At 38.1% G+C, this 25,765-nt stretch carries 29 protein-coding genes; 13 read left to right on the top strand and 16 right to left on the bottom strand.

Going from position 1 to position 25,765, the window contains the following annotated elements:
• The first annotated feature begins 330 nt into the window (after positions 1 to 330).
• The 8 genes from AA0X71_RS05280 to AA0X71_RS05245 all read left to right on the top strand — a co-directional run bounded on the left by AA0X71_RS05280 (position 331) and on the right by AA0X71_RS05245 (position 7,522).
• Positions 331 to 2,739: a Na+/H+ antiporter subunit A gene (locus AA0X71_RS05280; protein ID WP_413360054.1), complete on the top strand. Its 2,409-nt coding sequence runs from the start codon at positions 331 to 333 to the stop codon at positions 2,737 to 2,739.
• On the top strand, positions 2,736 to 3,161 hold the full coding sequence (locus AA0X71_RS05275; RefSeq protein WP_413360051.1) for a Na(+)/H(+) antiporter subunit B: 426 nt from the start codon (positions 2,736 to 2,738) through the stop codon (positions 3,159 to 3,161). The genes AA0X71_RS05280 and AA0X71_RS05275 overlap by 4 nt, the downstream gene beginning before the upstream one ends.
• Positions 3,161 to 3,502: a Na(+)/H(+) antiporter subunit C gene (locus tag AA0X71_RS05270; RefSeq protein WP_413360049.1), complete on the top strand. Its 342-nt coding sequence runs from the start codon at positions 3,161 to 3,163 to the stop codon at positions 3,500 to 3,502. Before AA0X71_RS05275 ends, AA0X71_RS05270 begins: the two co-directional genes overlap by 1 nt.
• A complete protein-coding gene (locus tag AA0X71_RS05265) occupies positions 3,495 to 4,976 on the top strand; it encodes a Na+/H+ antiporter subunit D (protein ID WP_413360047.1) in 1,482 nt (493 codons plus the stop codon). Before AA0X71_RS05270 ends, AA0X71_RS05265 begins: the two co-directional genes overlap by 8 nt.
• A 5-nt stretch (positions 4,977 to 4,981) precedes the next feature.
• Positions 4,982 to 5,458 (top strand): Na+/H+ antiporter subunit E, encoded by a 477-nt coding sequence (locus AA0X71_RS05260; RefSeq protein WP_413360045.1) that lies wholly within the window; start codon positions 4,982 to 4,984, stop codon positions 5,456 to 5,458.
• Positions 5,458 to 5,742, top strand: coding sequence for a Na(+)/H(+) antiporter subunit F1 (locus AA0X71_RS05255; protein ID WP_413360043.1), 285 nt, complete (start codon positions 5,458 to 5,460; stop codon positions 5,740 to 5,742). The genes AA0X71_RS05260 and AA0X71_RS05255 overlap by 1 nt, the downstream gene beginning before the upstream one ends.
• The gene (mnhG, locus tag AA0X71_RS05250) at positions 5,726 to 6,091 is read left to right on the top strand and encodes a monovalent cation/H(+) antiporter subunit G (RefSeq protein ID WP_413360041.1); all 366 of its coding nucleotides are present in this window, start codon (positions 5,726 to 5,728) and stop codon (positions 6,089 to 6,091) included. Before AA0X71_RS05255 ends, mnhG begins: the two co-directional genes overlap by 17 nt.
• 285 nt (positions 6,092 to 6,376) lie before the next feature.
• A complete protein-coding gene (locus AA0X71_RS05245; RefSeq protein WP_413360039.1) occupies positions 6,377 to 7,522 on the top strand; it encodes an FAD-dependent monooxygenase in 1,146 nt (381 codons plus the stop codon).
• Positions 7,523 to 7,535: 13 nt separating this feature from the next.
• Here the strand turns inward: AA0X71_RS05245 and AA0X71_RS05240 are convergent, their stop codons facing one another.
• Together AA0X71_RS05240 and AA0X71_RS05235 are read right to left on the bottom strand one after the other, a co-directional pair.
• Complete coding sequence (locus AA0X71_RS05240; RefSeq protein ID WP_413360037.1) at positions 7,536 to 7,919, bottom strand: PaaI family thioesterase; 384 nt, start codon at positions 7,917 to 7,919, stop codon at positions 7,536 to 7,538.
• Between the two features lie 35 nt (positions 7,920 to 7,954).
• Entirely contained in the window at positions 7,955 to 8,560 is a 606-nt protein-coding gene (locus tag AA0X71_RS05235; protein WP_413360034.1) for a DedA family protein, read from the bottom strand.
• A 246-nt stretch (positions 8,561 to 8,806) separates the two neighbouring features.
• On the opposite strand from AA0X71_RS05235, the gene AA0X71_RS05230 reads away from it, so the two are divergent.
• A complete protein-coding gene (locus AA0X71_RS05230) occupies positions 8,807 to 9,214 on the top strand; it encodes a hypothetical protein (protein ID WP_413360031.1) in 408 nt (135 codons plus the stop codon).
• 542 nt (positions 9,215 to 9,756) lie between these two features.
• Here AA0X71_RS05230 and AA0X71_RS05225 read toward each other — a convergent pair.
• From AA0X71_RS05225 to AA0X71_RS05210, 4 genes are all read right to left on the bottom strand, one after another.
• Entirely contained in the window at positions 9,757 to 10,002 is a 246-nt protein-coding gene (locus AA0X71_RS05225) for a hypothetical protein (RefSeq protein WP_413360029.1), read from the bottom strand.
• A gap of 208 nt (positions 10,003 to 10,210) precedes the next feature.
• On the bottom strand, positions 10,211 to 11,524 hold the full coding sequence (locus AA0X71_RS05220) for a Na+/H+ antiporter family protein (RefSeq protein ID WP_413360026.1): 1,314 nt from the start codon (positions 11,522 to 11,524) through the stop codon (positions 10,211 to 10,213).
• A 139-nt stretch (positions 11,525 to 11,663) separates the two neighbouring features.
• Positions 11,664 to 13,163, bottom strand: coding sequence for a leucyl aminopeptidase (locus AA0X71_RS05215; RefSeq protein WP_413360023.1), 1,500 nt, complete (start codon positions 13,161 to 13,163; stop codon positions 11,664 to 11,666).
• 76 nt (positions 13,164 to 13,239) lie between these two features.
• Positions 13,240 to 13,623, bottom strand: coding sequence for a DUF309 domain-containing protein (locus AA0X71_RS05210; RefSeq protein ID WP_413360021.1), 384 nt, complete (start codon positions 13,621 to 13,623; stop codon positions 13,240 to 13,242).
• 105 nt (positions 13,624 to 13,728) lie between these two features.
• Between AA0X71_RS05210 and AA0X71_RS05205 the strand changes: the two genes are divergently transcribed.
• Positions 13,729 to 14,208 carry a divergent PAP2 family protein gene (locus AA0X71_RS05205; protein ID WP_413360019.1) on the top strand — a complete coding sequence of 160 codons (480 nt, stop codon included), beginning with the start codon at positions 13,729 to 13,731 and terminating at the stop codon, positions 14,206 to 14,208.
• A 103-nt stretch (positions 14,209 to 14,311) separates the two neighbouring features.
• On the opposite strand, the gene AA0X71_RS05200 is transcribed toward AA0X71_RS05205, so the two are convergent.
• The 8 genes from AA0X71_RS05200 to AA0X71_RS05165 all read right to left on the bottom strand — a co-directional run bounded on the left by AA0X71_RS05200 (position 14,312) and on the right by AA0X71_RS05165 (position 19,969).
• Positions 14,312 to 15,022 (bottom strand): 3D domain-containing protein, encoded by a 711-nt coding sequence (locus tag AA0X71_RS05200; RefSeq protein ID WP_413360017.1) that lies wholly within the window; start codon positions 15,020 to 15,022, stop codon positions 14,312 to 14,314.
• Positions 15,023 to 15,168: 146 nt separating this feature from the next.
• Entirely contained in the window at positions 15,169 to 15,486 is a 318-nt protein-coding gene (locus tag AA0X71_RS05195; protein ID WP_413362481.1) for a PTS lactose/cellobiose transporter subunit IIA, read from the bottom strand.
• Between the two features lie 126 nt (positions 15,487 to 15,612).
• Positions 15,613 to 15,930, bottom strand: coding sequence for a PTS sugar transporter subunit IIB (locus tag AA0X71_RS05190; RefSeq protein ID WP_413360015.1), 318 nt, complete (start codon positions 15,928 to 15,930; stop codon positions 15,613 to 15,615).
• A gap of 102 nt (positions 15,931 to 16,032) precedes the next feature.
• Positions 16,033 to 16,467 carry a DUF3284 domain-containing protein gene (locus tag AA0X71_RS05185; protein ID WP_413360013.1) on the bottom strand — a complete coding sequence of 145 codons (435 nt, stop codon included), beginning with the start codon at positions 16,465 to 16,467 and terminating at the stop codon, positions 16,033 to 16,035.
• A 9-nt stretch (positions 16,468 to 16,476) separates the two neighbouring features.
• Positions 16,477 to 16,653: a hypothetical protein gene (locus AA0X71_RS05180; protein WP_413360011.1), complete on the bottom strand. Its 177-nt coding sequence runs from the start codon at positions 16,651 to 16,653 to the stop codon at positions 16,477 to 16,479.
• Between the two features lie 14 nt (positions 16,654 to 16,667).
• Positions 16,668 to 16,892, bottom strand: coding sequence for a hypothetical protein (locus tag AA0X71_RS05175; RefSeq protein ID WP_413360009.1), 225 nt, complete (start codon positions 16,890 to 16,892; stop codon positions 16,668 to 16,670).
• Positions 16,893 to 16,966: 74 nt separating this feature from the next.
• On the bottom strand, positions 16,967 to 18,409 hold the full coding sequence (locus AA0X71_RS05170) for a PTS sugar transporter subunit IIC (protein ID WP_413360007.1): 1,443 nt from the start codon (positions 18,407 to 18,409) through the stop codon (positions 16,967 to 16,969).
• A gap of 252 nt (positions 18,410 to 18,661) precedes the next feature.
• Entirely contained in the window at positions 18,662 to 19,969 is a 1,308-nt protein-coding gene (locus AA0X71_RS05165; RefSeq protein WP_413360005.1) for a 6-phospho-beta-glucosidase, read from the bottom strand.
• 310 nt (positions 19,970 to 20,279) lie between these two features.
• Here AA0X71_RS05165 and AA0X71_RS05160 point away from each other — a divergent pair, with 310 nt between their 5' ends.
• Positions 20,280 to 21,005, top strand: coding sequence for a GntR family transcriptional regulator (locus AA0X71_RS05160; protein ID WP_413360002.1), 726 nt, complete (start codon positions 20,280 to 20,282; stop codon positions 21,003 to 21,005).
• Between the two features lie 35 nt (positions 21,006 to 21,040).
• Positions 21,041 to 21,739, top strand: a complete 699-nt coding sequence (gene chbG, locus AA0X71_RS05155) for a chitin disaccharide deacetylase (protein WP_413360000.1) — start codon at positions 21,041 to 21,043, stop codon at positions 21,737 to 21,739.
• A 534-nt stretch (positions 21,740 to 22,273) separates the two neighbouring features.
• On the opposite strand, the gene AA0X71_RS05150 is transcribed toward chbG, so the two are convergent.
• Positions 22,274 to 22,597 (bottom strand): YuiB family protein, encoded by a 324-nt coding sequence (locus AA0X71_RS05150; protein ID WP_413359998.1) that lies wholly within the window; start codon positions 22,595 to 22,597, stop codon positions 22,274 to 22,276.
• A gap of 488 nt (positions 22,598 to 23,085) precedes the next feature.
• Positions 23,086 to 24,303 (bottom strand): NAD(P)/FAD-dependent oxidoreductase, encoded by a 1,218-nt coding sequence (locus AA0X71_RS05145; RefSeq protein WP_413359996.1) that lies wholly within the window; start codon positions 24,301 to 24,303, stop codon positions 23,086 to 23,088.
• Between the two features lie 424 nt (positions 24,304 to 24,727).
• On the opposite strand from AA0X71_RS05145, the gene AA0X71_RS05140 reads away from it, so the two are divergent.
• A complete protein-coding gene (locus AA0X71_RS05140; protein ID WP_413359993.1) occupies positions 24,728 to 25,723 on the top strand; it encodes an NAD(P)/FAD-dependent oxidoreductase in 996 nt (331 codons plus the stop codon).
• Positions 25,724 to 25,765 lie beyond the last annotated feature (42 nt).

The following is a 25,765-nucleotide window of genomic DNA, read 5'->3' as shown; positions in this document are numbered from 1 at the left end:
AAAAATTTTTATATCAAATTTACGCATTTCTTCCTATTTATAATAAAAAGAATAATCCTTTAGCCATAAGCTATTGAGACATGCACCTCTACACTTTTTCATGTATAATTTTATTTGTGCATAAAAAAGCAAACGGAATCATTTCGATTTTTCAGTGGGCACTGAAACCAAAATGAAACGATACACTTCTTTTATGTTGAAGCAAAAATAGAGTAGAATTTTGCAGACATAAATGGGGAAACATGGATAGAGTATTACCTTATTTCCCAAATTTAAAAGAGATTATTTTGCCACTATCATGTGGATACGATTTATTGAGGGGGGTTTGTTTTGTCATTATTGCATTTAGCCATTATCGCTCCATTAATTTTTGCTATAGTGGTTCCATTTTTCTATAAAGGCTTCCGCCAGATACATACTGGATGGTTTGTTCTACCAATACCCATTCTTTTATTCGCTTACTTCTTTTCCTTTATCTCACTCACTAGGGATAAAGAAATCGTTATGGAAACCTTGGAATGGATTCCAACACTCGGGATCAACTTCACAGCCAAGGTGGACGGGCTCGGACTGTTATTTGCCTTATTAATTACAGGGATTGGCGCCCTTGTTGTCCTCTACTCTATTTATTATTTATCAAAAGAAAAAGAACAACTGCATAACTTCTATGTCTATTTACTGCTCTTTATGGGCGCTATGCTCGGAGTCGTTTTATCTGATAATTTAATTGTGATGTATGCTTTTTGGGAGTTAACAAGCTTTTCATCCTTTTTATTAATCGGGTATTGGTATCATCGTGAGAAATCCCGATATGGTGCACAGAAATCAATGCTGATAACGGTTTTCGGTGGTCTTTCTATGCTCGGAGGTATAATTTTGTTATACCTCATGACAGGAAGCTTTAGTATTACGGAAATTATTACACAATCAAGCGTGATTTTAACACATCCATTATTTGTTCCTGCGTTAATTTGTGTATTGTTAGGAGCTTTTACAAAGTCAGCTCAGTTTCCATTTCATATCTGGCTTCCAGATGCAATGGAAGCACCAACCCCAGTAAGTGCTTATTTACACTCGGCAACAATGGTAAAAGCAGGTATCTATTTAGTCGCAAGATTAACGCCTGTTTTCGCTGTTGACGGTTTATGGTTATGGTTAGTTGCGAGTTTTGGGATTTTCACATTATTTTGGGGCTCCTTCTCAGCTGTTAAGCAAACCGATCTAAAAAGCATTCTTGCCTTTTCTACCGTAAGTCAGCTTGGGTTAATTATGTCCCTTCTAGGTGTCGGAGCAGCATCGCTACACTATGATGGGTTAGATGATAATATCTATGTGGTTGCTACAACAGCCGCTATTTTCCATCTGATCAACCATGCCACCTTTAAAGGGAGCTTGTTCATGGTTGTTGGAATTGTCGACCATGAAACAGGGACAAGAGATATACGTAAGCTTGGTGGATTAATTAACTTTATGCCGATCACCTTTACACTTGCGATGATTGGTGCATTTTCTATGGCTGGATTACCGCCATTCAACGGATTCCTAAGTAAGGAAATGTTCTTTACAGGAATGCTTACCGTTCTTGAAATGGATTTCTTTAGCTTTGATACATTTGCCATCCTTTTCCCAATCCTAGCTTGGGTAGCAAGTGTGTTCACATTCATTTACAGTATGGTTCTTGTTTTTAAAACCTTCACAGGAAAATATCAACCAGAGAAATTGGATAAGAAACCACATGAAGCACCTTTAGGAATGCTCATTTCACCGATCATTCTTGCTTCATTAGTGATCATCATTTTCTTCTTTCCGAATTCCCTGTTATCAGACAATCTAATTTCACCAGCGCTTGTCTCGATTCTCCCAAGTTTATTAACAGAAGGAACAGAATTTGTGGTTCATATCTATCAATGGCATGGATTCAATCCTGAACTATTTATGACATTGGGGGTTATAGCGGTTGGGCTTCTTCTCTACTTAACACTTCCAAAATGGAGAAGAATTTATGACCTATTCCCTGAGAAGCTAACGCTAAATCGTTTTTACGATGGCGCTGTTGAAAGAGCACAAACTGGCTCTTATAAATTCACAAAATCATATATGAATGGTTCTATTCGTTCTTACTTAGTCTATATTTTCACATTCTTTATTGTCATCTTGGCAACTTCTCTGTTTTACAAAAACGCCTTTAAAATGGATACGAGCAAGCTTGCCTCGATTGGCATTTACGAGGTACTGCTAGCCCTTCTCATTGTTATTGCGGCAGCCAGTATTTTATTTGCTAAAACAAGATTGTCACAGATTATTTTATTAGGAGCTGTCGGCTATACGGTTTCACTCTTTTATGTCCTATTTAGAGCACCTGATCTTGCCTTAACACAACTAGTCATCGAAACCGTTTCAGTAGCCTTATTTTTAGTGTGTTTCTATCATTTACCGAAACTACGTCGTGAAGAAACGCGTATTCGCTTTAAGCTCACCAATGCTATCGTATCCGTCGGAGTGGGAGTAGTTGTTACATTAATTGCTTTATCAGCACATAGTAATAAATTTTTCCCTTCGATTTCACAATACTATATTGAAAATACGTATGAGAAAGCTGCTGGGAAAAACATGGTCAACGTCATCCTCGTTGACTTCCGTGGATTTGATACATTATTTGAAATTGCCGTTCTTGCTATAGCAGCGTTGGGAATTTTCGGCATGATTAAACTTCGACTTGCAAGGAGGGAAGAGGAATGAGATCCCATAATAATGTTATTCTCGAAACAATGATCCGACTTGTTCTCTTTATCATCATCCTCTTCTCTGTTTATATCTTTTTCGCAGGACATTATTACCCTGGAGGAGGTTTTATCGGTGGCTTGATGACGGCAGGAGCGATCGTTCTTATGCTCATCGCTTACGACATCAAAACAGTTTCGATTATTTTACCGTTTAATTACCGAATCATGACAGGAATAGGTTTATTATTTGCCATTGGAACAAGTGCAGGAGCGATATTTTTTAATGTCCCATTTTTAACCCATGCATTTGGTCATATTGATTTACCAGTACTTGGGGATATTTCACTTCATACAGCTACGCTCTTTGACTTAGGTGTTTATTTAGTAGTTGTGGGAGTTACAATGACCATTATTCAAACGATAGGAGAGGATGAATAGTGGAGATACTAATGTCGATTGTTATAGGCATTCTCTTTATGATTGCCACCTATTTAATGCTATCAAAAAGTTTATTGCGAATTATTGTTGGTACTGGGCTACTCAGCCATGGTGCTCACCTTTTACTTTTAACGATGAGTGGTTTAAAGAGAGGTGCACCTCCGCTTTTAGGAGAAAATGCACCGAACTACACTGACCCTCTACCTCAAGCACTCATCTTAACAGCGATTGTTATTAGCTTTGGGGTTACGGCCTTTTTCTTAGTACTAGCATATAGGGCATATAAAGAACTAGGTACAGATAATATTGAACAGATGAGAGGAACCGAAGGAAATGAATAATTTAGTCATCTTGCCGATACTCATCCCATTGTTAACGGCAGCCGTTTTAATTTTATTCCATAAGAAAATCAAAATACAAAGATGGATTTCTGCCCTTTCCTCTATTGTAACGATTATCGTTGCCCTAACATTGGTTCAAATTGTGCACAAAAATGGGATTCAAACACTTAATATCGCTAGCTGGGAAGCTCCATTTGGAATCAGCCTTGTTTCTGATATGTTCTCTGCTTTACTCGTATTAACAACGAGCATAATAGCGTTTACGTGTCTGATCTATTCCTTTAAATCGATCGGAAAAGAACGCGAAAACTATTACTATTATCCAGTTTTCAACTTTTTAATTGTAGGAGTTAACGGTGCCTTTTCAACAGGTGATATTTTCAACCTATTTGTATTCTTTGAAGTGATGCTCATGTCCTCCTATGTACTATTAGTTCTAGGTGGAACAAAAATTCAGTTAAGAGAATCGATTAAATATTTGCTCGTAAATATTATTTCATCTGCTTTGTTTGTTATTGCCGTTGCCTACCTTTATTCCATGGTTGGAACGTTAAATATGGCTCATATTTCAGCTCGCGTGTCTGAAATTGGACAACCGGCTATATTGTCCGTGATTGCAGTACTCCTTTTAATCGTATTTGGATTAAAAGGAGCAATCTTCCCACTTTATTTCTGGATGCCAGGTTCTTACTATGCACCACCAGCACCTGTACTAGCATTGTTCGGAGCATTGTTAACAAAAGTAGGAGTATACTCAATCACAAGAACATTTACGTTATTTTTCTATCATGATGTAGGCTTTACTCATCAGATCTTGCAAGTATTAGCGATTTTAACGATTATTATTGGCGTGATTGGGGCCATTGCCTATTGGGATATTAAAAAAATCATTATCTATAACATCGTTGTCGCAGTAGGAGTCATTTTGTATGGAATTTCTGTGATGAACATCAACGCCTTTACTGGCTCGATCTACTATTTAATTCACGATATGATTATTAAAGCAGGTCTTTTCCTACTTGCAGGAATCGTCATTGCCATTACGGGAACAAGTAATCTTCGCAATATGAGTGGTCTTATCAAGCGCTATCCTGGGCTTGGCTGGACGTTCTTTATTGCAGCGCTAGCTCTTGCTGGAATCCCACCTTTAAGTGGATTCATCGGAAAAGTACTGATTGTCCAAGGTGGATTTGAAGGAGAAAGTTATTTCGGTGCTGCAGTTGTTTTACTCTCCAGCTTACTCGTTTTGTTCTCGATCATGAAAATATTTATAAACGGCTTTTGGGGAGAAGACCGGAGCTATGCGAATGAGGAAAAAGCACCTGTTAAATGGTTGCTCATTTCTCCAATCATTCTGGTCATACTTTCAGCAGTGTACGGTATCGGCACAGAAGCCATTTTACCGTATATTTCTCAGGCAGCAGAGACGTTAGCAAATCCAAGTCTATATATTGATGCTGTCTTAAAGGAGTGATGGGAATGGCCTTTCAAATACTACTTAATGTATTTCTAGCCTTCATGTGGATGTTTATAAAAGTTTCATTTGATGTTTCCAGTTTCATAAAAGGTTATTTCTTTGGAATCATCATTCTATTTGTGTTAAGACGATTTTTTAGTTCCCGCTTTTATTTAGCGAGAGTATATGCTTTCATCAAGCTTTTGCTCATCTTCTTAAAAGAGTTATTGCTGTCAAACCTCGCTGTGCTTAAAGTGATTCTGAAGCCTAAGCTTGATATGAAACCGGGTATTTTTGCTTACAAGACAGTATTGACAAAGGATTGGCAAATTACCTTGCTCTCCAACCTGATTACTCTTACACCAGGTACACTCGTCATTGATGTATCAGATGATAATCAAACGTTGTACATTCATGCAATGGATATTGATGATGTAGACGAAGCAGTGAATAGCATTAAGAATACATTTGAAAAAGCAATTTTGGAGGTGAGCCAATAATGTTAGATACGGTTATTCATATTGCCCTATTTTGCTTGGCTCTCTCCATGGTTGGTCTTATCTACCGAGTGATCAAAGGCCCTTCCATTCCAGACAGAGTCATCGCTCTTGACGCGATTGGTATTAATTTAATTGCCATTATCGCACTTATCTCCATCGTTCTAAAAACGAATGCCTTCTTGGAGGTAATCCTTTTGCTTGGTATTCTTGCTTTTATCGGGACGGTTGCTTTTTCAAAGTATTTAGAGAAGGGGGTTATTTTCGAACGTGAACGAGATCGCTAATTATTTCATCGCCTTCTTTATTTTAGCCGGAGCATTTCTCAGTATGGCTGCAACTTTGGGTGTCATTAGACTTCCTGATGTGTATACCCGAAATCATGCCGCTTCTAAATCGGCAACATTAGGGGTCATGTCCATTTTATTTGGTACCTTTCTCTATTTTTACTTTTTAGAAGGGCATTTTAATTCACGTCTTATTCTAGGAATTGCTTTCGTGTTCATGACCTCTCCAGTTGCTGGTCATCTTATTAGTAGAGCTGCGTATCATACTGGTGTCGAAATGACGGATCGAAGCGTCCATGATGCCTTGAAAAATGCGAAGCATATGACAGCTTCTAAAGACACAGAATAAGCGTTTTTGCTTGCTAAAAAGACGTACACCCAAAATTTGGGCGTACGTCTTTTTCTTTTGCTCACGTTTTCTACGCAACTAGGATCAAAAAAAGCACTGTTTATTAGGGAAAGCACCCAAAGTAATACTAGATAGATAAATGGAGAGATTCCTCTTAATTGGTTTGTGACAAGAAATCAACGTTTCCCTCACGATGGCAAATGTTCAAGATTTATCCATACCTATCCCTTCAATCAGTAGCTTATAGTTAGGATGAGCTTATTTCATGAGGAGGAGGTGCTTTACATGAAGAATTTAATTTCCATTATCGGAGGAGGAATTAGTGGGTTAAGCACAGCCATAGCCTTAAAAAACAAAGGATTTAAGGTGAAAATTTATGAAAGAGACGACCTTTTTAGTTCAATAGACTCTGGAGTTGTGTTAGGTGCAAACGCCATTCAAGCACTAACTGAATTAGGTGTAAAAGAAGAGGTTATGAAACATGGATTTTCAACGGATAGATGCATAATTTTATCTGATACAGGAAAAGCACTCACCGAACTTTATCATCATTCCAATGACTACCCCACCTATACATCTATACACCGACATGATTTTATTCGAATTCTTTCAAAACATATTCAACTAGACGAGATATCATTTAATGAAAATTTAACCGACTTTATGTATAGCCCTGATGGGATTGAACTATATTTTGAAAATGGCAAACAAGTGACAACTAAATATATGATTGGTAGTGACGGGCTCCACTCTAACATCCGCCATCAAATCGCCCCAATGAAAAAGTTGCGTTTTGCTGGATATACATGCTGGAGAGGGATTGTTCATCATTGCCCTGACCATTTTAAGAAAAGATTTACTGAAACATGGGGACCAAATGGACGGTTTGGCATTATTCCCTTATCAGGAAATCAATTATATTGGTATGCATTAAAGAATTGCACACGAAATGATCCAGAGCTCTCATCCTGGACAACAAAGGAACTACTTAATAATTTTTCAACTTATCATGATCCGATTCCTCAATTAATCGAGCGAACATCAGACCAAAATGTCTTGCATCATGATATTTACGACCTCGCTCCCTTAACCCAATTTACATATGAACATGTCATCCTAATAGGAGATGCGGCACATGCGGCAACACCTGATCTAGGACAAGGGGCTTGTCAAGCAATTGAAGACGCCTTTTATTTAAGCAAAAGCTTAGAAAGTGAAAACAATTTACACAAAGCATTTAAGAAGTTTGAAGAGAGGCGTATTGCACGAACCCGTAAAATTACGCACAATTCAAGAATACTAGGAAAAGTGGCTCAAATCGACAATCCGATTCTTTGCTCCATCCGCAATAAAATATTAAGTATAACCCCTTCCGCCATTCATGAACAAAAACTAAGAAGTGTCTTTACACTAGAAGAAATAAGAAGGTAAAAGCAGCTCTGCTTTACCTTCTTTTTATGACAGCCATCGTACACCGAGAAACACAAATTAATCGATCCTCTTCATCGGTGATTTTAATATCCCATACCATTGTCGTCTTCCCTTGGTGTAATACAGTTCCTGTTGCAGTCACGATTCCATCCTTTTTCCCTTTTACATGATTTGCATTGATTTCTAGACCGACAACTACTTCTGTTGATTGATCTACAAGCTCGTATGCCCCAACGGATGCGACTGTTTCCGCTAATGCGACAGATGCACCTCCATGCAACAATCCCCAAGGCTGACGTGTGCGATCATCTACTGGCATCGTTGCCACAACTAATCCCTTTTCAACTTTAACCACTTCAATTCCTAACGTATGAATGAGCGTTTTCGTAATATCCATTCTTTTTCCCCCAAAGTTAATTTGTAATGCCTAGATCATGTCATCGACTTAATTTTTCGCTTTCTTTTTCTTTGAATCAGCTTAAAAATAAAGTAAGTAGCTACAAGAAAAGCTCCAACAAATAGGAACTCTGTCTCCATCTGAAAAATTCTCTCCCGATGATCCCCAAACCAATAGCCTAAACTGAACATGATCGATAGCCATGCGAGTGCACCTGAATAAGCAAATAAAAGGAATGTTTTGAACGGTAGCTTACTAACTCCATACAGGAATGGAACAAAATTTCTTAAACCTGGAATAAAATAACTAAAGGTTAAGGAGTAGGAATGATATTTATTCATGACATTTAAGGATCTTTCTATGACCTTAGCAAAGCGTTTTCTTTTCTTGAAAAAGGGAAGTAATGGTCCGCCGACAAAGCGCCCAAGCAAATAGGCGGTCGTTAATGCCGCAACAATTCCCCCATATGTGACAAGAAAAGTAGCTATTGGGTTTAGAACTACCTGCGAAGCAGCTATTCCAATCGTCATGACAATCAGTTCGTTCGGCAGTGGTGCACCAAACACACCTAACCAAAGCCATAGAAAAAGCCCTATATATCCACTACTCTCAATGAGGTCCAATATAAACTCAAGTTCCATATCGTGTACGCCTCTTTTCATTTCCTAATAGGGCATTCATACCCAAATAATCTTTGGGCTCTTTCTTTAAACATGCAAATACAAAAATATATCGATTATAAAAATTATACCAATTATAGATATAAACGTCTGTTATTTTGCCCTTATACGATAAAAACAACGAAAAGAATGGAAGAAATGGCATGAGCAATGCTTTCATGTCATATACATGGAGGAGATATTCCAAAATGGAAAGGGGATGAGCGAATGCATCCATATCAATATTTCCCATCATATCGACACTACTATCCTCCTCCCCAAAAATTTTATGTACCGTATACACCACCCATTCGTTTTAGACCTTATATAAGGAGACAACAGTTTCCAACCGTAAACCCTGATATGTTTATGAGTTCTGCCCAGCATATGCAAACATTAATGAAAGATGCGAGTCTCGTATTAGGAAAAATGGCTAACTCTCATCAATTCTCATTAGATTTGATGACGGCCGCCCAAAAATCTGATAAGGAAAAGGTAACCCAAATGTTAAAGGAGACAGGCATACAAACAACCCCAGATGTAACCTATTCTCCAGATGGATTAAAGCTTGATTTCAAAACGGTTGTCGATCAAGTTGATTGCTGCCACCTTAACCTATCATTGAGATGGATGTAGAGCATAACAAACATTATTGAGGCTGGATCAAAAAGTCGGTGGTAACGACTTTTTGATTCTAGTTTGCAGTGTATACATTCCCTCGCAGTTGGAGTATCGATATGAAAAAATAACAGGAAAAATTCCGCTTAATGAGCAAACATCATGAAAAAGAGCCGAAATAGCAGGAAAAATTCCTGCTATTCACTCAAAAAATGCCAAAATAAACGATTTTGCCCTCCATAAGCGGAAAATCTTCCGTTATTTCCCCTAAAAGGGACTCCATTGAAGATATAACAGGAAAAAATTCCGCTTAAGGATAGAGAAGAGAGGTGGTTGGAGCAAAATAGGGCCTTATAGTAGAAATTTAGACAAACCGGAAATCGATTGGATTCTTGAAGGCTAATTTGCGTTTCACTCGATTTTTTTGTACGAGGAATATCGAAGGTAGAAAACGAAATGGGGCATGCGTTAATACAAAAATAGAGGAAGGTGAATTTGAGTACCCTCAGGATTCACCTTCCTCATTATTTGAAGCTAGTTATGTCCCAGCCTCAGAGTTCTTAATAAAATGGCTGCTGGCCATAGGCGCCATAGCCACCGCCGTAACCACCGTAGGGACCACCAAATCCCCCACCATAGCCATATGGGGCAATCGGAACGGGATACGGATATGGTCTAGGACGAGGATAGAAAGCTCCACCAATCAATCCTCCTGCTAAGCCTCCTAATAAACCTCCGAAAAACGGAGCTCCAAAAAAGAAAAATCTTTGATCATGCGGGGTTGGATTTCTATAATAACGATACACTCGACTCCCTCCTTCAAATTACAACTTCCTACACTACTTCATATGCAAATGTCCCCTATGAAGAGTGGGCTTTAGGATAATTAACCTATAGCTTACCTAGAAAATGAAGGAGGCCCAATCAACAAAACTGAATAATAGAATACGAGATGAGCTAATCTTAAATGCCATTCCTAGTTTGATAGGGAATTACATTTTTACCTATTTATTCTTAAAGAACCATTGCCGCAATCCAGCCAAATATAATCAAGGGAATATTATAATGTAGGAAGGTCGGAACACAAGTATCCCAAATATGATTATGTCCACCATCTACATTTAATCCGGCAGTTGGACCTAATGTGCTATCAGAAGCCGGTGATCCTGCGTCACCTAATGCAGCGGCTGTCCCAACTAACGCGATCGTGGCCATCGGATTAAATCCTAATTCCATTGCAAGCGGAACAAAAATCGTTGCAATGATCGGAATCGTGGAAAAGGATGAACCGATCCCCATTGTAACGAGTAATCCAACGACTAACATTAGGAGTGCTGCCAATGACTGACTTCCACCTATTAATCGGGCTGCTTGCTGGACAAGAGAATCAACATGTCCTGTTTCCTTCAGAACCTCTGCGAAACCAAACGCTGAAAGCATAACAAAGCCGATAAATGCCATCATTTTCATACCCTCTGTTAAGAGCTCGTCGGCTTCCTTCCACTTTATCGAACCACTTACATATAAGATAAGAATCCCTGCTAAAGCGCCAAAGATCATTGAATCGAGGAGCAACTGAACCATTAATGCCCCTACTATTGAAATAAGCGCAAATGCAATCCCACGCTTTGAACGGGTACCCTGCTCGAGTGCTTCCATTTCTTTCGTTTCATACCCTCTTTCCTTGCGATATGAAACAAATATTGCGAAAAGCAATCCTGCTACGAGCCCGGCTGTCGGGATTAACATAGCTATTGGAATATCACTTGAATTTACCACCATGCCACTGTCTGCCATATTGGTAGCAATGATATCCTGAAAAATTTTCCCGAACCCAACAGGAAGTAATATATATGGTGCTGTTAATCCAAAAGTTAACACGGAAGCAATCAATCTTCTATCTATTTTTAACTCATTCATTAATTTTAAGAGAGATGGAATAAGAATCGGAATAAAAGCGATATGAATCGGAATAAGATTTTGTGACAAACAAGCCATTGCTAAAATCGCCACAACAATCAACGCTTTTGAATATTTTTTTCTAGTAGAATCACCATTTTTATGGACAATTCCTAATACTCCCTCGACCAATAAATTTGGAAGTCCTGTTTTCGAAAGAGCAATGGCGAAACCACCTAATAAAGCATAACTAAGTGCTACCTCTGCGCTACCGCCAAGTCCACCAGAGAAGACTTCGATTGTTTCATTTAAAGTCAATCCTCCCGTTACGCCACCAACGAGTGCACCGATAATTAGCGCTAAGACGACATTGACCCTTACTAAGCTTAAAATTAACATGACTAGAACTGCTACCACTACCGCATTCATTCTATGTTCCCCTCTCGATGCTTTAGTTTGCTAAATTGGTAGAGAATTAAAATACATGTTCTAAAATAGCATAGTAGATTGTAGGTGTCAATTTTTTTTGCATAAGAAAGTCCAAGGGGAAATTCCCTTGGATTCATGTTTAATTCTTTTCGAATCTTTCAACGAGCAATGCTAATGTACGTGTCATGGCACCTGTAGCTCCTGCTGGTCCAACAGCAGTAGAAGTTCTCGTAGTGGCAGTACCAGCTATATCGAGGTGTACCCACGGAGTTCCTTCGGCAAATTCGCCAACAAAGGCTCCACCCATAATGGCATGTCCTTCACGTCCAGGAGAGTTATTTAAATCAGCGATTTTGCTACCACGAACTCTTTCCATATCTTTTTCGAATAATGGTAAACGCCAAATGGGCTCTCCTGCCTCATAAGATGCTTCAAGCACTTGCTCAAACCACGCTTCATCATTTGTCAGTGCACCTGTCGTGTTCGTTCCTAAAGCGACAATGACTCCACCTGTTAATGTTGCGACATCGACTAAATAATTGGCTCCATGATGCTTGGCATATGTTACTGCATCTGCCAGAACAAGACGGCCTTCAGCATCTGTATTTAATACTTCAATTGTTTTTCCACTCATAGAAGTAATCACATCATCTGGCTTAAATGCATTGCCACTAATCATATTGTCAGTAGATGGAATTACAGCGACAACATTTTGTTCAGGACGCAATTCGCCAATGATTTCCATCGCACCTAATACGGCTGCTGCACCGCCCATATCCGATTTCATTCCGACAATGCCATCCTTTGGCTTAATAGAGTACCCACCTGTATCAAAAGTAATCCCTTTTCCGACTAAGCCGATTACATCAGACCACTCATCCTTACCTTGATATTTCAACACAATCATTTTAGGAGGTTCTTCGGATCCTTGATTGACAGCTAAGAGTGCACCCATTCCAAGCTTCAACATGTCTTCCTTTTCCAATATTTCTACTTCAAAAGCATATTTGTCCCCAAGCTCTTTTGCGTAATTGGCCATATCGGTTGCCGTTAATAGATTACCTGGCGTATTCACCAATGTTCGAGCGGAATTAGTGCTTTTTCCATATACATATCCAACGGTTAAAGCAGCTTGGATTTCATCAGCATCATCCTTACTTATAACGATAACCTTTTCAATTTCTTTCTTTGGTTCATTTGATTTTTGCTTATAGCCTGCAAACTCGTATGTAGCTAATGGCAGTGCTTCACTTAGCACATGTGCCGCATCTAAAGAATCCATCCCTTCTGCAACAAATGTATCTAAGTAGATCGCGACTTCTGCTATTTTTGACACTTGAATTTCCTTAAATGCTTTTCCGAAAGCTTCACGGAGCACTTCTAAGGTGAGCTCCTTTTCTTTTCCTAGACCGACAAAAATTAATCTTTTGGCACCAATTTTTCCAAATGTATGTATCTTTGAAATGCTCTTCTTTTTCGCAGATATATCACCACTTTTGACTAACTCTGTTAATTGCCCTTCAAATAACTCATCAAGTTTAGCTAATTGGCCCGAAAATTTTTCGGGTTTCTCTTTCATTCCAATGACCAAGCACTCATATGAGTCTTGATATTCGATTTCATTTTTCACCTGAAACATGTAGTCACCTCCAACAATATGTTTCCATTATAATCTAAACCCAACTATCTTTCGACTGAATGATTTCAGAGTACTCTTAATCATCGTCTTCTAGATATAATAAAAGCTTAGGCAATGGTGGTAAAGAATCCACTTCAGCAAATGAAACTCGATCGATATGTTGTGGTATAATAATGAAACAATCTTCGATAAACGGATATACTTTTTCTAGATCCAATCCCCAGTGTTTCGGGCGATAATTCTGTAAATATTCGTGAGCAGCCATCATCATTAATCGAGCTCCTTTCACATTTCCATATTCGTAATGATAGATGGCGACACTCATTTGCAATAACCCTTTTAAAAATAAATTCGATTTTTCACTCATCCACATTTCTTCGAGCAAATCGTGGCAGGTGTAATAATCACCTTCGTTAAAATGAACAAAAAAATGATAATATTCGAGTGGGTAATCCTTCAACATACATCCCCCTTTTGTTGTGACTTTCGAAACTCTTGTATGGAGAAGACTATTAGTACTTATAAACGTAACATTTCAATCTAATTCAACAAAGGTGGTTACAACATGGATCTATTTATCAATTTCTCATTTTGGGCTGCTTTAGCCGCTATCTTCTTTGCACAATTTGTCAAAGTACCGATTCATTTTGCTGTGACAAGAAAATTAGACTGGTCATTATTGACTAGTACTGGTGGAATGCCTAGTTCTCACTCAGCAGCTGTGACGGCATTATCTACTGGAGTAGCTCTTGAAGTGGGAATGCAATCTTCCGTGTTTGCGGTGTCAGCGATTTTTGCCATTATTACTATGTTTGATGCAACCGGGGTTCGACGTCAAGCAGGCGAACAAGCGATCGTACTAAATCAGCTCGTTACCGATTTCAACCGATTTATTGAGGAAGCCAAAGATTGGCCTCATAAGCCGGATCAAGAGAAGCGTAAAGAACTGAAGGAATTACTTGGGCATAAACCAATTGAAGTCTTTTTTGGAGGATTAACAGGAATCGTGCTCACTTTAATTTTACACTACTTGGTTCATCTCTGATGACCAATTAGCTCTAGAACCTTGACACAAAGAAACCGCCAGAATCAGCACCACTTTCACGGGCGTTGATTCTGGCGGTTTCTTCATTCAAACTTATTCATGTTTATTGACTCTTCGACTGGTTAATTTGTTGACGGAAGACTTGCATCGATTCGTTTTCATTTAACGCTCTCAAATCTTCCTCTGTCAACTTTCCATTTCCTTTTTCAATCACGAAAACTTCAACCTTCTTTTTGCCCCATTCACGGTATACATCTTCCACCGTTTCATAGTATAGATCGACCTTGTTACCTTTAATGGCCCCACCTTTATCTGCCACAACCCCATATCCGTAACCTGGGATAAAGAGAATTGTACCAATTGGGAACACATTTAAGTCAGCAGCAACTGTCGAGTACAGGTCACGAGTTACTTTAACGCCAGAATAAGTGATCCCAAACTGCGGATGCCCTGGGTCTTTTCCGGTTGATTCATATCCAGCCGTATAACCTGTAGCCATCACCTCTGTACTTGGATACTTGGTCCAATCAACAGATTCTTCTAATGTTGGCGGTGTACCAGATACCTTTTCGCTTGATGAAATTTTTAAATCAAGATTGGTTACCTTTTTCAAAAACTTGAAGGCAACTTCCATCGGCTTTAGTTTATGTTCTGTATGGGAGCTCGTTTCTTCGTAATGACCATTATCACCATTAAGGTAAGTGGTTAAAGATTTTGCCTCCACTCCAGAAATTCCCTGATATGTTGTCAGTAATGCTGCACAAAATAATATTGTCATCAAAAATCTTCTTGTCCATTTTTTAACATGTATCATTCTATTTTTTCACTCCTCCCAAATCTATTCATTTCCCAAGTTGGGATGAATTATTCATGAGAAAGAGTGATTTTTGCTAAAATATTTGAAAATTCAATCTAAATTACTCTTAACTTTGTTTTCAATACATCAAGAAGTAAACATTATTATTTGCCAAACCGTTTATACATTTCAATCATTTCTTTCACTAATTCAGTAATGGTTTCTGCACTCATTAATTGGTCTTCGGCATGCATAAAAAGTAAAGAGAATTCGACCTTGTTTCCTGCCGCTTCTCTTTGAATTAGGGTAGCATGTATCTTATGTCCTTCAACAAAGTATTTTTGAGATTCTGCTATTTTTTCCTCTGCTAGTTCAAAATCCCCTTCCTTTGCTGCATAAAGAGCTTCCATTACTATACTTTTGGCTGAACCAACATTACTAATCATTTGGAAAGCGATCATTTCTAAACTTTCATCAACCATCTTCATGACACATCCTTCTAGTAGTAGTAAAACTACTATAACTTGTGAAGTGAACTTTATCGGCAAAATATTTAAAAAGCGGGGATTAACTCTTTCGTTAATGCTCCCACAACGGATTTTCAAAACTTAATTATTTTCAATTAATTTTAAGGCTTCTTCTAAAACTTTTTCACCGTTCATCATTCCATAATATTGCATATTGATGGAATCAACCGGAATATTTTTGCCTTGAAGTTTTTTTTCAAATTGAGCTTTCATATAACGGACTTGCGGCCCAAGTAGTAATACATCGACGTTTTTCTTTCCTAAAATTCCATCAGCTTCTGAAGCAGAAACGGCAAAAATATCGGCTTCTACATTTTGCGACTCTGCCGCTTTTTGCATTCTTGTTACTAACATACTTGTACTCATTCCTGCTGAACATACCAACATAATTGTTTTCATCGTTTTCTCCTCCATAGTTATAAAAAATTTTTTATGATGTTTCTTTTCCTATGAAAGCGCGATTCTCCGTTGAAAAAAGGTAAAAATATATAGAAGACATCATCACTTGACATCGACTTCTTTTAAATGAGATGTTTCTATTTGATTAAGCATTTCATTAAATCGTCTTTTTTTTAAAGGCGACCAGATCATGCCAATAAGTGTATCATTGATTTTTTGAAGATAACCAAAGGACTCCATTTGTTCAGTATAGTGTAATTCACAACTTCCATCCTCAAGAGGACGAAGCTTATAGGAAACGATAAAATCTTGTTTATTACTCGTTGTACGATACTGATAAGCTTTATTTTTGGTGATTTCTTCGATCTGAATGGTCGCTTTCGCATGTTTTGAAAATGTCTTTTCGTATTCGAATCCTTGTAATTGTTTTTCTGTTAATTTTTTTCCGGTTTGAGATTGGATATCTGACAATACCGATGTTAAAATCGTCTCGTAAAGAAATTCAACTGGCACTTTCATTTTTCTCACTATTTCCATCAGATTCACCTAATCTTTTTGTGTTTTATTTCTCTTCTTACTCTTCACAGCAAAAATCGTACCTACGATAATCAAAACGAGTGCAGTGGTCAAATTAAAAATTTCATACTCCCCTGTTTTCGCATTTGTGCTAAATAAAAATAGGAGCAAGCCTATGCTAAGAAGAAATAATCCCCGTTTATCCACGTTCATCATCCTTTTTATTTAATGGCAGTAGCACGAAAATAAAGGACCGATCCCCATGATTGATTTTTTATGACCGATTTTGCCGCCCTAGATGCCTTTTCCAAATCTTCTATGGTTGTTTCAAAGTAAAGATTGATCCCTTTCTTTTCTTTAAACGTAAATTGAATCCCATCTTCATGATAATTATTTAATAGTTCTATAATTTTATCTTGATGTACGGCTGCACTAATTTCAATCATTTTTTCTATTCCTTTCCTCAGAATAAAGAGGGATGAGCCACTTCACTATAGAAGTGGCCTCCCATTTTAACCTTTTATACAGATTTGTTATCATGTCCTACATCTGTAACAATCTTATCATCCTGTCCTGCATCAGGGGCCATCTTGTTTGCCGCAATAACAAATGGGATCCAAATGGCAAATGATACGAGCATCGCAACCAATGTAACAATTGGAGCCCGCCAGTCCGCTCCTGTGGCTAAGAAGGATAGCAAGAACGGTGGTGTGACCCATACTATTGCTTGAGAAACCGGATCGACCCAGCCCCATATCGTTGCCCAGTACCCAATCGAAACTGATACAACTGGTGTAAGCAGGAATGGAATGAACATTAATGGATTCAATACAATCGGTAAACCGAACATGATTGGTTCATTGATATTGAAAATTCCAGGCCCTACAGACAAATTGGCAACGGTCCGATAATCCTTCCGTTTAGAGAAGATAAGAAGGGCGATAATCAACACAATCGTGCCGCCAGATCCACCGTACCATGCATAAGCATCAAAGGATCCGCGTACCCACATGTATCCATTCGCAATAACCGCTTCGGCTCCACCTTGTTGGAACAGATTGACGTTTTCCAATTGAGCAACACCGAAAACTCCTTCCAAAATTGGTGCAAGAACATTCGGTCCATGAATTCCAAAGAACCAGAACAATTGAACGAATAAAGCAACGAGTACAACGGCTCCAAAGCCTTGAGATAATCCAAGAAGAGGCAGAGCAACTGTTTTTTGCAACCATTGTAAGAAGGTCATATCCGGTACGATCTTGGAGAATATGAAATAGAAAATAGCAACAACATATAAGGCTACAGTTGCCGGTATGATCGCTGCAAATGCCTTCGAAATAGCCGGTGGAACAGAATCTGGTAGCTTAATCGTAATATCTTTTAACATCAATTTCACATAGATCATCGTAGCGATAAAACCAATAATCATCGCAGTAAAGAAGAAATTAGCGTCTAAGTTATTCAATGGGAGCCAGCCCCATCCTGCTGCTGTAATGCCTTCAGTTGTAGCAGACCATCCAGCTGCATTAATGGCTTCTACAGTAGTAGCATCCAAATTCAATCCTGTAATTCCACCGGAGAAAGAAAAGGTAATCCCGGAAATGGATGCTGCTGTTGAAACAATCCCTCCGGATAACTCATTGACCCCGTAAGCTTTGGCAATGTTGTATCCCCATGAGAACACAAATATCAAACCAGCAATCGCGAGCGTTCCATTCCAGACATAGCCATTTATCGTAATAATTTCTCTAATGACAGGTATACTGTTTCCGTCGTATCCGTCGAAGAATTGCGGAGGCAAATCTCTTAAAAGAGCGTTAAGCATAACTGCCACAGAACCAGCCATCGTCGCCGGGAGCGTTCCAATAAAGGCATCCCTCAATGCAACAAGATGCTTTTGGCCCCCAATTTTTCCGGCAATAGGTAGAAAATATTTTTCTAACCAAGCGATTAAAACTTGCATTCAAATACCTCCCTATAAGGAATTTTTTTTAAATCAAGTTCACTCCATATACGGTGTAAAAGCAGCGGTGTTCGTCTAAGTACTGCTTGTTTTATGATTCATCGCATCTCCCCCTTCAAATTGGACAAAGATCGGTTTAGATGGAATACACAGGATAAAATCGCTTACAAAAAACTTATAAAGGAAACCCTTCATAAGTGGAAGGATTCAATAGAACAAACTATAAAACTTGTACTTTTTTAAACTTGTTTTCTAGTGAAATTGAGGTAAAAATGCCTGATGGGTTTCCAATAACTCGTCAAGGATTATTTTTGCCATTTTTTCATCTGAAACTAATGGATTCATAAGTAGAGCAACATATGCTTCATGATAATCGCCCGTCAACGCTGCACGAATAACCTGCTCCTCGAAGGCTTTCATATGGTGTATGATCCCTTTGATAGAAGTTGGCAATTCTCCAATCACAAGGGGCTGTGGCCCTTGGCGTGTGATGACACTGTTGACTTCAATGACTGCATCAGCTGGAAGTTCTGGAATCGCTCCTTGATTAAAGGTATTCACGGTTTGTACATCACCGCGATTATTATAAATGGACTCCATTAGACTACATGCCACATCGCTATAAAAAGCACCGCCTCTTTTTTCAAGTTCTTTTGGTTTCTCACGCAGCTCTGGACTTTTATATAATTCAAAAAGTGATTCCTCTAATTTTTGGACTGTTTCTGCCCTTGTACCATTCTCTTCGAATGCCTTTATATCTTTTTCTAGTACTTCTTTAGTTTGAAAATAATATTGATGGTACGGATTTGGAAGCATCTTTAATGATTCGATAAATGTTTTAGACCAACCTAGATTGACAATATTTGCTGGTAAATACCCAAGATCATCATTCATAAGTTTCTCCAATATTTCTTCGGTTCGGTCGATCCCCTGAACCAAAACTTTTTTCCCAAACACAAAATGATTCATGCCAACAAATTCGATCTGAACATCTTGTGGTGAGGAATCCAAAATTTCTGCCGTTGCATGACGCATATTATAGGGAATATTACAGACCCCGATCACCTTCTTATGAGGGGAATGCTTTAATAGAGCTTCTGTCACTATTCCAGCCGGATTTGTAAAATTAATGATCCAAGCTTGTGGACAGATAGTATGGACATTTTGCGCAAGCTCCATTAAGACCGGAATCGTACGGAATGCCTTGAATATGCCTCCTGCCCCATTTGTTTCCTGACCGACAAATCCATGACTTAAAGGAATCCGTTCATCCTTTGCTCTCGCTTCCAATCCTCCTACACGAATTTGTGTCGAGACAAAATCAGCATTCTCAAGCGCTTCTTTTTGATTTAACGTCCATGACAATTGAATCGGTTTTGATGATTTCTCAATCATTCGCAATGCTAAATTCCCTACTACTTCAAGTTTTTTCTTTCCAGCTTCAATATCAACTAGAATGATTTCGGTAACAGGGAATATTTCATGGCGGCGAATAATCCCTTCTATTATTTCTGGTGTATAGCTCGAACCCCCACCAACAACAACTAATTTTAGAGACATATTGACGAGCTCCTTATCTGTAATTGACTTCATTTTAATGTTGATTGAATTTTTAGATATATCATCTTTTACAAAAATATATCATACAATTTACAATTTGTATACAATCATTTAATACAAATTTAAATTTGTCATATCTTATTACATATTGTCGATACATATACGATAGGATACGATTATATAAAACGTTTCGATTCAGCAAAATTCATTATAATATAAATAATACAAATTTAAAATTTGTATTAACAATTGCGAATAGTTGTATTATCTTGTAAACTCAAAACATAGAATACTTGAAGGGGTTTACCATATGGACAAAAATCAGTCACTACATGCCTACATAAAAGATGAACTGCTTGATCGAATTAAGTCGGAGAAATACAAGAAGGGTGAACAAATTCCTACAGAACTTGAATTGTGCGAAGAATTTAATGTGAGTAGAACCACTGTACGAACTGCACTAAATCAACTTACATTAGAAGGCTATTTAGAAAGACATCAAGGAAAAGGAACCTATGTCGCTGACCAAAAGGTTAGTCAAACATTGTCACATACCTTTAAAAGATACAAAGATCAAGTTGCTGTACAAGGAAAGAAAGCTGATATTACACTTGTTAGTATCAACGTAATCCCAGCAAATGAGCTGCTTTTGAACAAGCTAGAAGTTTCACTAAATGATCCTATTCAGCGAATTGAAAGAGTTAGAAAGGTTGATGGAGAGCCAACACAGTTTGAAATTGCCTATATTCCATGGACAGTAGCACCAGGAATCACGAAAGAGCATGCTGAAACTTCATTATATGGAGCTTTTAAAGATGTATTTGGAGTTCATATTGCAAAAACGACAGAACATATGGAAATTACCCTTGCTGACGAAAGAACTTGTGCTCACTTAAAGTGCCAGCCCGATTCACCGTGTTTTTACATTGAAACCATTGCTGAAAATGAAAGAGGAGAAAAAGTTGAATATTCACGATCCTATTTTCGAGGAGATAAAACGAACTTTGTGATTGAGCGTTTCTACCCACAAGAATAGAGCGGTTATGATATTTATTAAATGGGGGATTATATATGAAAGTAATATTTAATGCAGACGATTTCGGGTTAACTACTGGGATTAACGATGGAGTCATTGAAAGCCATATAAACGGTCTAGTCGATTCAGCAACCTTAATGATGAATGGTTTGGCAGTAGAGCACGCCGTTCTAGCTGCGAAAAAAACGCCTTCTTTGAAGGTAGGAATTCATCTTGTACTCACTTGGGGGAAACCATTAAGCAAAGATGTTCCTGATTTAATAAACGAAGAAGAATTCTTCAAATATCGAAATACCTATGCACAGTCAGAAACACCAAATGTAGAACAAGTTGAGCTTGAATGGAAAACGCAGATTGAAGCCTTTTTAAAAACAGGACTTGAACTTCATCACATCGATAGCCACCATCATATACACGGATGGGAACCACTTAAAGATGTTGTCCTGAAACTGGCAAATGAGTACCAAGTTCCCGTTAGGAAAGTTGATTCATTGTCTGCTCATAAAGAAATCCTCTTATCAAATGAACTATATTTAGATTTTTATGGTTCTGGAGTCTCAGAGGATATTTTTGAAAAACTCAAGGAGTTTGAAAGCGATTCGGTAGAAGTCATGTGTCATCCAGCGTATGTCGATGACGACTTACGTACCGTTAGCTCCTATTGTGAGTTAAGAGAACGGGAACTTGAACTCCTTTGTAGCATAAAACGACCAGATTGGGCGAAAACATTTTAGAACCTCTCCAATACGGATTATTAGCACCCGAGTTGATGCTTCTTAATAGCAGGAGAAATTCCGCTTAATTAGCAAATATCATGAAAAAAGTCAGAAATAGGCGGAAAATTTCCGCCTATCGGTTCGAATAACGTGATAAGCAGCAATTTGGTTCAACATAAGTGGAAAAATTCCCCTTATTTACCCCGAAATGTGCTCCATTGGAGTATATAACGGAAAAAACTCCGCTTATTTTATTTTTGCTAGTATTCGATTAAGGAGACACAATGAGTGAAGCAAATGGTGGACGATCGGACATAGGAAAAGTCCGCTAAACTTCGGCTGCTAGCGCTAGATGCAGAAGTTATTTACATCCTTTTATTTTCTAATTTTCTGGTGCAAAAAAATACTCTCCTTAAGCTAGACAGTTTTAAATACATGTCTACCTTAAGAGGAGTATTTCGTTTTTTCTATTTTACATAAGTGTGCTGTATCGTCTTCTTGTCGTTTCCTCACTTAATATTCTTACACTTCACAAAATATCTGTAAATCTCATTAGAACATCTGATAGCCTTTTTTACGTAAAATACGTATGACGATTCCTGCTACGATCGCCCCGGCTAGTCCACTACCTAAAATTAATAGATCAGATAGAGCGAGGTTAGCGAATCCAGTGATTAAATCATTAAATGCTGTTTTACTATTCGTGAAATATTCGATAAATCGAACATCATCGACGATAAATATGGTGATAATTGGATAGACAACAGCCATAATCCAAGTCATTCGCAATAGCATATTTAAAATAAATCCGATTCCAAAAAATAGTACGAAAAATAATAGCATCGAAATCGGCAAGGTAACAATCGTAATTTGCATCGAATACAAGCCTCCCTTAATGTCATCATAAGTGTACTGAATGTCCTTTTGTCCGTCAATGAAAAAGATAGATGATTGAAAAAAGTGCTTTAAGAATATCATGAAGCACAAAGATTACTGAAAAGCTCCTACTATATTGGGAGTAATGGGGAAACGACTGATTTCCACTCCAGGTGGCGCTTTCCGCGGGCGAGCCGTGAGCCTCCTCATCGCTACGCTCTTGCGGGGTCTCACCTGGCCACGCTTTTCCCGCAGGAGTCGCCACCCTCCGTTCCAATCAGCAGACTGAATTTGTAAATATTTTAACCAGCTTCTTACTTTTGAAGATATCTTTTCAAACATATTTAGACCTAACTAAACTTTTTCTTTATTTATGATTGATGAAAATACAAAAACGACTGTGGACACATACTCTTTTCATTGAGTGTGTCTACAGTCGTCTACTTGCTTCTAGTCTGTTTCGAAGCATTTTTTTTGATTAACTTAGATTAAAAGATATTGAATTTCCCTTTTTTAAGGACGAGTGTTGGTCCGCCAATCATGTAGAGGGAACGGTTGTCGATGACTTTCTTCATGAAGGATGCAGTTCCTCCCGTCATCTTCTTACCAAAGGCTACACCAATTGCATCATCTTCACCTAGTGAACATACTGTTCCTTTAATGTCTGGTGTGAATGATTCAAGCTCTTCTTTCCCACGAATGAGAGCGACTAAATTCTTCGCACAAGTAACACCTTGTTGCATCGCAATTTGTGCAGTTGGAGGATATGGACGATTGATTTCTTCATTAATAATTAAAGAAGAATCACCGATGATAAAGATATTGTCATGGCCTGGTGCTCTTAAGTCTGGTTGTACTTTAACACGTCCACGCATCGCTTCGAAACCAGATTTTTCAATAAGTGCGCTTCCACGTACACCAGCAGCCCATACGACTGTGCCAGCTTTAATTTCTTCAACTTCATCTTCGCCTTTTCCAACGATGATCCCTGTTTCTGTTGCTTCCTTAACAGCAGATCCAATCATGAAAGTGACGCCTTTTTTCTCTAAATGTGCAACTGCATAATTCACTAACTCAGGGTCAAAACCTGGTAAAACCGTTGGTGCTGCCTCGACACAAATAATCTTCACTTTATGAGGATCAATGTCATACTCACGGCATAATTCTGGAACACGGTTAGCTAGTTCACCAAGAAACTCAATTCCAGTAAATCCAGCTCCACCAACAACAATCGTTAAGCGCTCATCTTTTTTCTCAGCTTCGTTATTGTATGTTGCAAATTGATATTCAATATGCTCTCGAATTTGACGGGCCGCATTAACATTGACGATCGTAAATGCATGTTCCTTTAAGCCTTTAATACCAAAAGTTTCTGCTTCAGATCCTACTGCCACAACTAAATAGTCGTATGGTAGTTCTCCTTCTTTGAGGATGACTTTATTTTCAGCAGTATTAATTTGTTCAACCGTTCCTTTAATAAATTCAACTTTGTTACGATCAATAACATCTTTAATATCGTAACGAACACGGTCATGATGCAATGTTCCAGCAGATGCTTCATGTAACCAAGTTGTTTCATAGTGGTAATCATGCTTATTTACAAGCTGAATATCGACTTCATTCACTCCAACTGCCTTCTGTAGCCTAGTTGCAGTCATTAACCCACCATATCCGGCACCTAAAATAACAATCTTTTGTTTTTTCAAAGTGATCACTTCCACCTTTTTGTTAGAATTTTTTTCTCTCTTTTTTTGCATACTCTTATATATCTTCACCACAATCAGCAATTATAATAGTATATACAAAGAAAAAAGATTGTGATATTTTTCACGAATATCGACAAAAAAATGTCAAAATTTCGTCACATAATGTTAACATATCGTCTAAATAACATGATATTCTTTTTTATTTTGTTTTTCAAGTTAAATATGCTCAAAAAGTAGATATAATTATAGTCCTTATGTTATAAATTTTCTAAAAAGTAACATGGCTATTTTCGAAATTCCAGACTTTTTTCATATAGATTCCTTGTGTGAAACGGTGAGCTTGCCAAGGATGGATGTAGTTTCAATTTATTTATGGTAATATATAAGTTGGTAATTGTACAATTCTTTTCTGGGGGGATTCGGAGTGAAAGAGGATCAACAAATTTATGATATAACCATCATTGGTGGCGGACCTATTGGGTTATTCACAGCTTTTTATGGTGGCATGAGACAAGCAACTGTTAAAATAATTGAAAGCTTACCTCAGCTCGGTGGACAGCTTTCTGCCTTGTATCCGGAAAAATACATATATGATGTTGCAGGTTTTCCAAAAGTTCGCGCACAAGAATTGGTGGACAACTTAAAAGAGCAAATGTCTAAATTTGATCAAACCATCATCCTAGAACAATCAGTTGAAAAGATTGAAAAACAAGAAGACAATTCTTTCAAGCTCACAACAAATAAAGAAATTCATTATACAAAAACAATTATTATTACAGCTGGAAACGGTGCTTTTCAACCTCGTCGCCTTGAGCTTGAAAACGCTACGGAGTACGAGGGGAAAAATCTCCACTATTTCATCGATGATCTCAACAAATTCGCTGGGCAAAAAGTGGTTGTCTTTGGTGGCGGCGATTCTGCAGTAGACTGGGCTCTAATGCTTGAACCTATTGCTGAACAAGTATCAATCGTGCATAGACGAGATAAATTCCGTGCCCATGAGCACAGTGTTGAAAATCTTCATAACTCAAAGGTTGATATTAAAACACCATATGTACCAGATGAATTAATTGGAGATGTTACTGGTATTAAACAAGTGGTACTGAAAGAAGCAGTCGGTGACGAGAAGGTTACCATCGATGTCGATGCTGTTATCTGTAACTATGGCTTTGTTTCTTCCTTAGGTCCAATTAAAGAATGGGGCCTTGAAATCGAAAAGAACTCCATTGTTGTCAATTCCAAAATGGAGACCAATATCCCTGGTATTTATGCTGCCGGCGATATTTGCACATACGATGGGAAAGTCAAGCTGATCGCAAGTGGATTTGGTGAGGCACCAACGGCTATCAACAATGCGAAAACGTATATTGATCCTAAAGCAAAAGCACAACCACTTCATAGTTCATCTATGTTTAAATAAGATTGAAAAGAGCAAAGCCGTTTGATATGGCTTTGCTCTTTT

The sequence above is a fragment of the Robertmurraya phoenicis genome, from assembly GCF_047302285.1.
Taxonomy (GTDB): Bacteria; Bacillota; Bacilli; order Bacillales; family Cytobacillaceae; genus Robertmurraya.
Note: the sequence above shows the minus strand (reverse complement) of the source record. Positions and strands in the feature narration are given on the sequence as shown.